We start from the raw sequence: 10108 nt of genomic DNA on the forward strand, positions 1-10108 counted from the left end.
GCGTCTAATTTCAGCAGTGACTCGCTTTTCTCTCGCCTTCTCCGTGAGCGTAGCAAACGTCTCGACAGTGCTTTTTCTCAATTGAGCTCGTCGGACGTCAGATGTTATTGCCCTTGTAAGGCTCACGAAGAACGGTTCTTCACAGCTTCACGTTTGTGAAGAGTTCTTCTATACTTTGGCGTCTGCGGATAAGTTTGACATAATCACCATCGACGAGTACTTCTGCGGGCAGCGGCATCCCATTGTAGTTGTTTGCCATGGAAAAGCCGTAGGCACCGGCGTTTTCGAATACGATTGCCGTACCTGGTATAGGTACTTCGAGCTTCCGGCCTCTTGCAAGTATGTCGCCGCTTTCGCAAAGAGGACCGACAACGTCGGCAGTTGCCGTCTTCTTGGTGCCGGAGAGGACTATAACTCCGTGATGAGCATCATATAAGGCAGGTCTTATCAGTGCATTCATCCCTGCATCGGTAACGATAAAGATTTTTTCCGAGGGTTTAACACTCACAACCGAAGTCACGAGGTATCCTGCCGGACCGATGATGAATCTACCCAGCTCTGAAATCAGTTTTCCATTGAAGTCAGAAAACATTCCCGAGACGGCCGCCTGCAACTTTTCTATATCAAGCTCTTTGCCTTCATAGTTAATACCCCAGCCGCCGCCGAGATCGATGTGCTTGAAGCCGAATTGCTTAGCACATTCGAGAACTTTGGAATAGGCGTCAACAAATGGTTCTACTTCGGTGATTTGAGATCCAATGTGAAGATGTAGGCCATCGATCCTGTCGGCCACCGTCTCGACCTTTTCGATTGGAACTCCAAATTTGTGGGCTTTGAGTCCTGTCGAGATATGTGGGTGGGTGTGCGCGTCAACATCCGGATTGACTCTTAGAAGCTTCACGACATCTATCCCATCCCAAAGAGGCAGTTCCTGCAGCGAGTCGATGGAGACAGTGTCAACACCCTGATTTGTGAAATGCACAATATCTCCATGGGTCTTTCCGTTACCATTCCAGAGAATTCGCTTCATGCCGGCCATTTTCGATGCGAGGAGCTCACCTCTTGAAACAACATCCGCACCAATGCCTTCTTCTGCCATTATCTTTAGAAGAGCGGGATTGCTGTTTGCCTTCAACGCAAAGACTATCTCTGCATCCAGCCCCTCGAAAACCCTCTTTGCTTTGTCTATTCTCTTTCTTATCTTCTCTGCATCGTAGACATATAGCGGCGTACCGAATTCACCAGCAAGCTTCTGAAAATCAATCATCTCAACCTCCAAAATTCAGCCTTTCCGTTATCTCATCAATCTCTTCAGACCTGATATTAAGCGCTGGCAAAAACCTTATGCTCCCTCCAGTTACATTGAGCAAGACATTTCTTTCAAAGGCCATGCTTTTCACCCCGTTGGGGTTTTCGGCCGTGACTCCTATCATGAGCCCCTTACCTCGAACATCCCTTGCCCAAGGAAGACTCTTGAGGTTTTGCATAAGACGCGCTCCATTTATTCTAACACTTTCGAGAAGGGCCGAATTCATTCTAGACAGAACAGAGAGCCCTGCTGCAAGACTGAGAGGGTTCGGAGCAAATGTTGAGCCGTGATCCCCGAGAGAAAACGGTGATAGCTTTCTGAAGACCGCGGCGCCAAGAGGCAGACCGCCTCCGACAGCTTTTCCAAGTATTACAATATCCGGTTCCAATCCGTAATTCTGATAACCAAAGTATTCGCCTGTTCTGCAAAGGCCCGCCTGAATCTCGTCGGCGACCACCAGAAAGCCCTTTTCCTTCCTGAGTACCTCAATCGTTTCGATCAGTTCGGAAGGATACAAGTACACTCCGCTGTTTCCCTGAATCGATTCTACAAAAACGGCGGCGATTTCATTTTCCTTGACCGATTCAGCAAATGCCTCCGCTTTTTTGGGAAGAAAGAGGACGTCGGGAAGAAGCGGTTCGAAAGGCCTTCGCAGTATTTCACTATGTGTCAAAGAGAGAGCACCGATGGTTCGCCCATGAAAGTTGCCTTCAAAGGAAATCAGTTTCCCCTTTTTCAACTTCCTAACGGCTTTGATCGCAGCTTCTGTGGCCTCGGTGCCGGAGTTTGAAAAATACACCTCGCCGCTGGAATTAACAAATTTCAGGAGACTTTCGCTAAGCCTTTCGGCATCATCGTCGAGAAAGTAGTTTGATGTGTGAGAGTACCTTGCCATCTTCCTAGAGACTGCTTCAATCGTTGCTTCATCCGTATGACCGAAAGCAAGTACTCCTATTCCTGAAAATGTGTCGATGAATTCACCCTTGTCAGTATTTATTCTTATTCCGTGTGCACTCCTTATCTCGAGAGGAAATGGTGAGTATACTTTTGAAAGCATTGTACTCAGCTCACAATTCGAACTCGTCAAGCAGCGCCTTCAAGGCTGTGCTTGCCTGTAATTTCGGTACGAGAACGGAGATCTTTATTTCAGACGTAGTAGTCCCGATTATTCTGACTCCAGCCTTCTGGAGTGCAAGGAAGAAACGGGCGGCTACCCCTGCGCTCGATTTCATGCCAACGCCAACCGTTGATATCTTCGCAACATCCTCATCTATTGCGAGTTCCCAGTTGTCGATATCCACAAGAACGTTTTCTATAGTCCTCTTTATCGCCGCCGGACTGGCCGAGAGAACAGTAAATGCAAGGTGTATATGTTCGTTGTCATTCACAATAGATATCATGTCAACGTTGAAATTCGAACCTGCAACGGCCTGAAAGATCTTGCTGACAACATCCGTATTTCCGGGCAATTTGTTTATAGTTATCTTCNNCTTCAGCTGGTTTGTGTCTATCGTAGCACCCGTTACGACAGGCTGTTCCAGCCATTCGGGAAGCCTGCTCACTACTCTGGTCCCTCCTTCTTCGTTGAATGACGACAGGCAAAGGATCTCAACGTTGTACTTCTTTGCTATCTCCACCGATCTCGAGTGAAGGACTCTTGCCCCTAGAGCCGCCATTTCCAGCATTTCGTCATATGTAATGAATTGGAGCTTTCTCGCATCTTTGTGAACCTTGGGATCGCAGGTGTAGACTCCGGCGACATCGCTGAATATCTCACATGAGACCCCAGCCTTTGCAGCAATCGCGACAGCAGAAGTATCCGATCCTCCCCGCCCGAGGGTAGTAAGATTCCCATCGCGATCGACACCTTGAAAACCTGTAACGACTATCACATCATAGTTCTCAAGTTCTGCATACATCTTTTCGAGGTTAAGATCTGCGATTCTTGCGTTGCTGAAATCTCCAACGGTGCTTATATCAAGCTGCATTGCGTTGTGCGAGATCGAACGGACACCCATACTAAGAAGAGCTATAGAAAGAAGCGCCGCCGAAACCTGTTCTCCTGTCGCAAGAAGCATTGCAAGCTCCCTCTCATCAGGGACAGGAGTCAGGCTTTCGGCTATGGAAATCAGATCATTGGTTGTCTTTCCCATAGCCGAAACAACAACGATCATCTTTTCGCCGTCATCTACTCGTTTCTTTATTCTTGTTGCAACGTTCATTATTCTCTCTGCATTGGCGACAGAAGAGCCTCCATACTTCTGGACAATCATCTAGCTCTCCCGAATCTCGCGCAGCTCTTTGACGAGGCTCGTTTTACTCGCAGTTTTCTCGTCGAACTGCTTTATCACCCGCGCCGGCATCCCGGCCGCAACCGAACGCGGGGGTACATCTTTCGTCACAACCGCTCCCGCTGCAATCACCGAGTGCTCTCCTATCCTTATGCCTTCGAGAACGACCGCATTTGCTCCGACCAGTACGTTATCTTCTATGATTACAGGCGTAGCGCTTGGTGGCTCGACAACTCCGGCAATTACGGCACCGGCTCCTATATGACAGTTGGCACCGATTATCGCACGACCTCCGACAACTACGTTCATGTCTATCATTGTTTCACGGCCGATGACAGCTCCAATGTTAATTACGGCTCCCATCATTATCACTGCGTTGTCTCCGATCTCGACCGTTTCTCGGATTATTGCACCTGGTTCTATCCTTGCACGATAATTTTCGAGTTCAGCCAGTGGAAGAGCGGAGTTTCTTGCCCTCACCTCGAGATAGTGAGAGGTTATCTTTTCGGAGTTCGTTTCAAGTATTTCTCTTATCTCTTTCAGGTCGCCAAAGATTATGCCAAAATCCCTTCCTCCAATGAACGAGGTGTTTCCAGATCTGAAACCTTCGAGATCACCGCAAAGATAGCAAACGGAAGGCGTCTTCTTCTTGGAGTCTCTTATCATTTTTATTATCGTTTCTGCATCCATCTGACAACCTCCTCATAGGAGTAGAAACCGTTTTCCCTCTCAGCGCAGAACATTGCGGCCTTCAGTGCACCTATCGCGAAGACTTTGCGAGAGATGACCCTGTGGCTTATCTCTATAACCTCTCCCTCGTTGGCAAAAAACACTCTGTGGTCTCCGGGGATGCCTCCCGTCCGTACAGAATGGATAGGCAGATCCCTCCCTACGGATTCCTTAAGCATGATAGCGGTGCCGGAAGGAGCGTCTTTCTTCGCGCTGTGATGGACTTCAATTATCTCTGCTTCGAATTCCTCCAGCAGAGATGAATACTCTTTCAAGATCATTCTCAGTAGGTTTATACCGGTGGAGAAATTGAAACTCTGAACTACCGGGACCTTTTCTGCGAGCCTTCTAAGATCGGCAATGTCTGACTGGTTTAGAGCAGTCGTTCCTGTAACGATTCCGGCACCGAATTGATAAGCCATCTCAATTGCGGTCTTCAAAGCTTCGCGATTCGAAAAATCTATTATGATTTCGGGTTCCCCGTGCCTGAATATACCAGTGTCACTAACCTCAAGAACGAGGTCATGTCCTTTGAAAGTTTCAATGATCTCCTTTCCCATTCTTCCAGAAGAGCCGATTAGTCCATATCTCACAGCACACCACTCTCTTTCATGGCACGTTCCACAACCTTTCGATTCGTGTCGGACAACTCAGTGAGAGGAAGGCGAAGTTCGTTTGCGCAATAACCCATTAGGCTTAGCGCGTATTTGACGGGTATGGGGTTCGACTCCACAAACAATGCCTTCATGATCGGAAGTAGCTCGAGATGTAAGTCTCTGGCAGTCTTTAGGTCTTCAAGCAGAATGGAACGAATCATCGTTGAAGTCTTCCAGGGCGCGATGTTGGAGATTACCGATATTACACCGTCTCCACCGCTGCAACAGAGGTGAAAGGCCTGATCGTCATTTCCCGACAAAACTTTGAACGTGGACTCCCTTTCCTTGAGACTTGAGATAAGATAATCCACCTGATACTGATCTCCGCTTGCTTCCTTTACTCCAACTATATTAGCGAACTCGAGGCACCTCAAGATAGTATCTGGAAGCATGTTGGCTCCGGTTCTTCCGGGAACGTTGTAGATGATTATCGGCCCCTGCACGCGCGTGGCGATCTCTCCGTAATGCCTGTAAAGACCTTCCTGAGTGGGCTTGTTGTAGTAGGGAACAACAACGAGCACACCATCGGCACCATCGTCGAACGCCTTCATCGACATTTCGATACTCTTCTTAGTCGAATTCGTTCCGGTTCCTACGATAACAGGTATAAGCCCATTCGCTTCCTGCACCGCTATCTTTATCAGCTGAGAGCGTTCGGAATCACCTATCGTCGGAGATTCACCAGTTGTGCCAAGTACTACAAGCGCATCTACCTCGTTTTCCATTTGGAATTGAAGAAATCTTCTGAAGGCCTCGTAATCTACGTTACCGTTCTTAAAGGGCGTTATAACTGCAGTTCCAGTTCCTCTGAACATTTCTCTACACCTCCTCCCAGATATGCGGCACCGTCTCTGAAGGTTACAGTGAGAAGTCCTCCGTTGGCCTGCAAAGCGACCTTGTTATGGCCTGTCTTTCTCGAGTATACCCACGCAACTGAAGTAGCCCCGCTTCCGCAGGCACCCGTCTCTCTTTCGACACCTCGTTCAAAAGTGCGAACTCTTAGATTTCCGGCCTCGATAACGCTATATATGTTGACATTTGCATCATACAGATGTCTGAGTGGAAGAAGAGCACCCCAATCAATGGCTTCTGTGCTGCCTTCCATTACGAGATGAGGAACGCCCACAACTAATATCTCCCCGCGATACTTCTCCTCTTCAAAGGAACCAAGAAAGCGGGGTGGGGGCATCTTCACTGAGACCACGTTTTCCACCAGCCCTGAAATGACCCCTGCATGTGACGAGAATTCAACTGACCCAGAGTTTTCTTTCTCGTGAATGAAATGAACATAGGTTCTTGCTCCATTTCCACAAAAGGCGGCTCTAAGACCGTCACGGTTGAAGTAATCCATGAAGCCGCTTTCCACGAAGATCGCACCATCGCTCTCACCAACATACTTGAGAACGAGCAGACGCTTTTCCTCTTCACTTAAACTTATGTTTCTCGAATCGACTACGAGAAAGTTGTTTCCTGTTGCCGAGTAATATGCCCCTTTCATGTCAAGCGCCTCCTATGTGGGTTTTCAGAATCCTAATGGCATTCGTAGCGGCTCCTACCCGGATGTTGTCCGCCACGTTCCAGAGTAGGAAACGATTGCTGTCGAAGCTTCTGAGTCTCGAAACATGGACGAGATCGGAGCCCGCTATTTCGAGTGGAGTGATATGCTCCTCGGAGTAAACTACATGATCAGAACACTCGATAGTCTCGCGGAGTTCTGTAAGTGAAAATGATCTGACAGTCTCGCAGAAAACTGATTCAGAATGGCCATGAATAACTGGTACCCTCACCGTTGTAGGCCAAACGGAAATCGAATCGTCTCCGAAGATCTTTCTCGTTTCATTAACCATCTTCATCTCTTCTGAAGAAAACCGGGAATCGAGCAGATCGCCGATCACCGGCACAACATTTCTGTGTATCTGTCTCACAAACACAGAAGGAGTGACGTCTCCTCGTTCCTGATCCTCCAACTCTGCGATTCCCTTATTCCCCGCCCCCGAAACCGCCTGATATGTGGATACAACAATAGTCCTAATTCCGTAGTTCTTATAAACCCCGCTTAGCGAAATAACCATCTGAATGGTTGAGCAGTTTGGATTGGCGATGATTCCCCTGTAACCTTCGATAAGATGCCCATTGATCTCGGGTACAACAAGCGGAATCTCTTGATTTGCCCTGAAGGCCGAAGAATTGTCTATTACGACTGTTCCCTTTCTTGAGGCAATGGGAGCGAAGCTTTTCGAAACGGATGCCCCAGCCGAAAACAGAGCGTAATCATATCCTTTGTCAAATGAATCTTCGCGAAGCTCTTTGACCTCAAGTCTCGCACCTGCAAAATCTAGATTCTTTCCGGCGCTGCGTCTGGAAGCGAAGAGGTCGATCATTGCCGAAGCCAATCCCTCCTCCTCAAGTTTCTTCAACATCATTCGGCCCACTTCCCCGGTAGCGCCTACTATAGCGAGTCGCACTTAACCACCTCCTGAAAAAGAAAAAGTGCTCCCGAAGAAAACGGGAACACTTCAATGGTTTGAAATAATGTCTTATTCCAAACCCACCGGCTCTCCACGCAATCTTCGTGACAGTCATACAGGTCTTTCCTGTATGCCCAGAAGTCGGTCGCTGGGGCTTCCGCCTTCTTCGGCACCCTCGCCTTTCGATCCGTTCCAATCCCCTGATGAACGTCTACTGATCTTGGGTGCTCCTCCGTTGGGTAACTTCCGATTGATTATATCACGGTGTTCTCGACACCAACTCGCCCTTTGAAAACATAAGGTTAACTGATCATCTCAATTGAACTTCGCTACTGAACCTCATCCGGCACCAGCTGACTGTAGCCGAGGAGCGCTGACGATATTCGGGCTGCTAGAAGCCTCCGGTTCCGCCTCCACCGCCTCCACCGCCAGAGCCACCGCCGCTGAATCCACCGCCTCCGCCGGAACCACTGCTTGAAGCAGAAGAGGCGGCCCTTGTTACTCCTGTGAAAGAGCTCACGGCATATGCTGTAACGGGATAGTACATGTATGGATGTCTGCTCTGTTCTCTCCAGACATCCTCAGGCACGATCTTGTTCAGATTCTTCCTTACGGTATCCGCTATGCCGAGTGCGGTTGCGTACACCAGATACTCCTCCCAGAGGATTATTGACTCGGGTGGTTTCTCATTCAGGAGGGAGTAGTCTTCTAAATACTTCTTCAGACCAAGCCATCTGAGATAGAAGAGCCTTCCCTCTTTTGTCCATCTTCCGAAAACGTCTTTCGGCAGGAATATGATGACCCAGCTAACCGTCCAGATCACTCCGTAGAATGCGAGCGAAAAGAGACGCATGGGGGCAAGGTCAGGTTTTGAATAGAAAACAAGAAGGAGCACACATACAACGAGCATCAGAAATGAGTATCCGTTTACTATTGACTTGCCCTTCAAATCTATAAGATGCATTTTACGTACCGTATCGTTGACCTTGCTCTTGTATTTCGAGAATTCGCTTGTGAAAACACGCGCCTTGGACTGCTTCTTCGTCACTTCTTTTTTAACATCGTTGAAGTTAAAAACATCATCCTTGTCGTATTTATCAATGAATTTCAGGAAGGCCGCTTCGGTCGGTCTTAGTTTTGTGTCGTCTCGACTCTTTATTACAATTCCCTCTACCTTGTCTCCCTTCTGAAAATCGATGTATTCCTTTCTGTACAGCTCCATAATTGTAGAGCCAATTCCGTCGTCGTCGACAAACCCGGCTAAGTTCTTGACGGCAGCGTTGATTACGTCTGGAGCATCGCCCGTCGGAAGCTCTCTCTCATACTCGGCGAAGTAGCCGATATCTATTTCCTTCCCATGCTTTCTATGAGTCCTAATAAGGACGAACGGAGTGAGCAAGCCGATTGCAATCGGGATTATCCACTTTCCAAAGAGGACAACTAGACTAACTTCCCTTTCTGCTTCATCGATGAATTTCCTATCAAATGCTCCACCAAGAGCTATATTCCTCATATTCATTGCGTTTGCTTGTTCCTTTGAAATGACTGCCCTAAACTCGACATACGTCATTGGTGGTATATTCGTTGCTTTCAGCTCGAAAGTATTTCCACTACGATTGACTTCGACAGGCGGATGCGTGAAGAAGTCAAGAATATCTAGATTCTGAGGAAACACAATCTTCGCGGTAATCTCTCCTACCCAGCTTGCTGTATCTTCACCCCATACCTTTCTGAAAATCTGGGCAATGTCAGTGCCTATCTCCACGGCTCTTCGAATAGTGTATTTGTAAGTGACGCTTACTCTCTCTTCTCCCTTGACTGGGGTAACGCTCGAAGAATTGTAAGGAACGAACCATACCCTAACTGATCGTGACGACTCGCTGCCCATAGGCTCAATATACTTGATCTCTTTGCCAACAGCTGTTACCTCGATTGAGCTATACAGACTTCCGGCTCTGTCTGCAGGAAGCTCCCTATACACTCCTCTATAAGCTTTGTTGAACACGTAGTCTATGGTCTCCGTTACCGTAAGCAGGCCGTTCTGATCAATCTCCATCAAGACATTTACTTTCTCTACCGACGTTATTGCTGAGAAAGACTCTCCAATTCCATCGCTGAAGATGAACACTGCTACTCCCCAGGTAATCAGTCCCAGAACAATTCCAGCAATGACTCTGACGACTATCTTCTTCACTTACTGCCACCTCCCCCTTATTGCATTTTACACTATCGTACCTAGAAAAAATGGAATGAGCCAGTCTTGACGCAAGCAAAGAGCCGCTGATCGCTTAAGAACGGAGACCCGCTGTACGCTGTAAAGAGCCCAGGCCCGGAAAAGCGTCCGGGGGTGCAAGGCTGGGCTAAGAGCGGTTGTTGGTCGTACGTGGTTGGTGGTTGGTCAAGATCAAAGAGCTAGAACCCCTATCACGCAAAGAATGACAAAATCCAGTTTATCAGAACCAGCTCACTTCGTCATCCTCGTGCTTCTTGGCCAGGATCTCGATCCTTGGATCGTTCTCAAAACCAGATCCCGTGCAGGCACATCATGGGATAACAAAGTGAGAGGATTTATGGGCAGGCTCTACGGGATGACAATGTCAAACGATTAGACAATTCTTTTGTAGGGGCGAACGGCTGTTCGTCCGAAACGACTTT

The 10108-nt window shown here is 48.1% G+C and carries 9 protein-coding genes and 1 riboswitch; all 9 genes read right to left on the reverse strand.

Going from position 1 to position 10108, the window contains the following annotated elements; all coding sequences use genetic code 11:
* Positions 1–139 precede the first annotated feature (139 nt).
* On the reverse strand, positions 140–1267 hold the full coding sequence (gene lysA / locus B3N33_RS11300; protein WP_292589609.1) for a diaminopimelate decarboxylase: 1128 nt from the start codon (positions 1265–1267) through the stop codon (positions 140–142).
* Position 1268: 1 nt separating this feature from the next.
* On the reverse strand, positions 1269–2366 hold the full coding sequence (locus B3N33_RS11305) for an aspartate aminotransferase family protein (protein ID WP_292593405.1): 1098 nt from the start codon (positions 2364–2366) through the stop codon (positions 1269–1271).
* Positions 2367–2376: 10 nt separating this feature from the next.
* On the reverse strand, positions 2377–3582 hold the full coding sequence (locus tag B3N33_RS11310) for an aspartate kinase (RefSeq protein WP_292593406.1): 1206 nt from the start codon (positions 3580–3582) through the stop codon (positions 2377–2379).
* Positions 3583–4290: a 2,3,4,5-tetrahydropyridine-2,6-dicarboxylate N-acetyltransferase gene (gene dapD / locus B3N33_RS11315; protein ID WP_292589614.1), complete on the reverse strand. Its 708-nt coding sequence runs from the start codon at positions 4288–4290 to the stop codon at positions 3583–3585.
* Entirely contained in the window at positions 4272–4922 is a 651-nt protein-coding gene (locus B3N33_RS11320) for a 4-hydroxy-tetrahydrodipicolinate reductase (protein ID WP_214061391.1), read from the reverse strand. The genes dapD and B3N33_RS11320 overlap by 19 nt, the downstream gene beginning before the upstream one ends.
* Positions 4919–5800, reverse strand: a complete 882-nt coding sequence (gene dapA, locus B3N33_RS11325; protein ID WP_292589616.1) for a 4-hydroxy-tetrahydrodipicolinate synthase — start codon at positions 5798–5800, stop codon at positions 4919–4921. The genes B3N33_RS11320 and dapA overlap by 4 nt, the downstream gene beginning before the upstream one ends.
* Positions 5770–6483 carry a diaminopimelate epimerase gene (gene dapF / locus B3N33_RS11330; protein ID WP_292593407.1) on the reverse strand — a complete coding sequence of 238 codons (714 nt, stop codon included), beginning with the start codon at positions 6481–6483 and terminating at the stop codon, positions 5770–5772. Before dapF ends, dapA begins: the two co-directional genes overlap by 31 nt.
* Position 6484: 1 nt before the next feature.
* Positions 6485–7450 (reverse strand): aspartate-semialdehyde dehydrogenase, encoded by a 966-nt coding sequence (locus tag B3N33_RS11335; protein WP_292593408.1) that lies wholly within the window; start codon positions 7448–7450, stop codon positions 6485–6487.
* Positions 7451–7529: 79 nt separating this feature from the next.
* Positions 7530–7696: riboswitch (Lysine riboswitch) on the reverse strand.
* 148 nt (positions 7697–7844) lie between these two features.
* Entirely contained in the window at positions 7845–9647 is a 1803-nt protein-coding gene (locus tag B3N33_RS11340; RefSeq protein ID WP_292593409.1) for a DUF2207 domain-containing protein, read from the reverse strand.
* Between the last annotated feature and the right edge of the window lie 461 nt (positions 9648–10108).

Source organism: Mesotoga sp. UBA5825, assembly GCF_002432955.1.
Lineage (GTDB): Bacteria > Thermotogota > Thermotogae > Petrotogales > Kosmotogaceae > Mesotoga.

What these genes read in the sequence shown, in the direction of transcription:
- B3N33_RS11305 (WP_292593405.1), bottom strand. Translation starts at nt 2,366, where the DNA reads ATGCTTTCAAAAGTATACTCACCATTTCCTCTCGAGATAAGGAGTGCA.
- dapF (WP_292593407.1), bottom strand. Translation starts at nt 6,483, where the DNA reads ATGAAAGGGGCATATTACTCGGCAACAGGAAACAACTTTCTCGTAGTC.
- dapA (WP_292589616.1), bottom strand. Translation starts at nt 5,800, where the DNA reads ATGTTCAGAGGAACTGGAACTGCAGTTATAACGCCCTTTAAGAACGGT.
- dapD (WP_292589614.1), bottom strand. Translation starts at nt 4,290, where the DNA reads ATGGATGCAGAAACGATAATAAAAATGATAAGAGACTCCAAGAAGAAG.
- lysA (WP_292589609.1), bottom strand. Translation starts at nt 1,267, where the DNA reads ATGATTGATTTTCAGAAGCTTGCTGGTGAATTCGGTACGCCGCTATAT.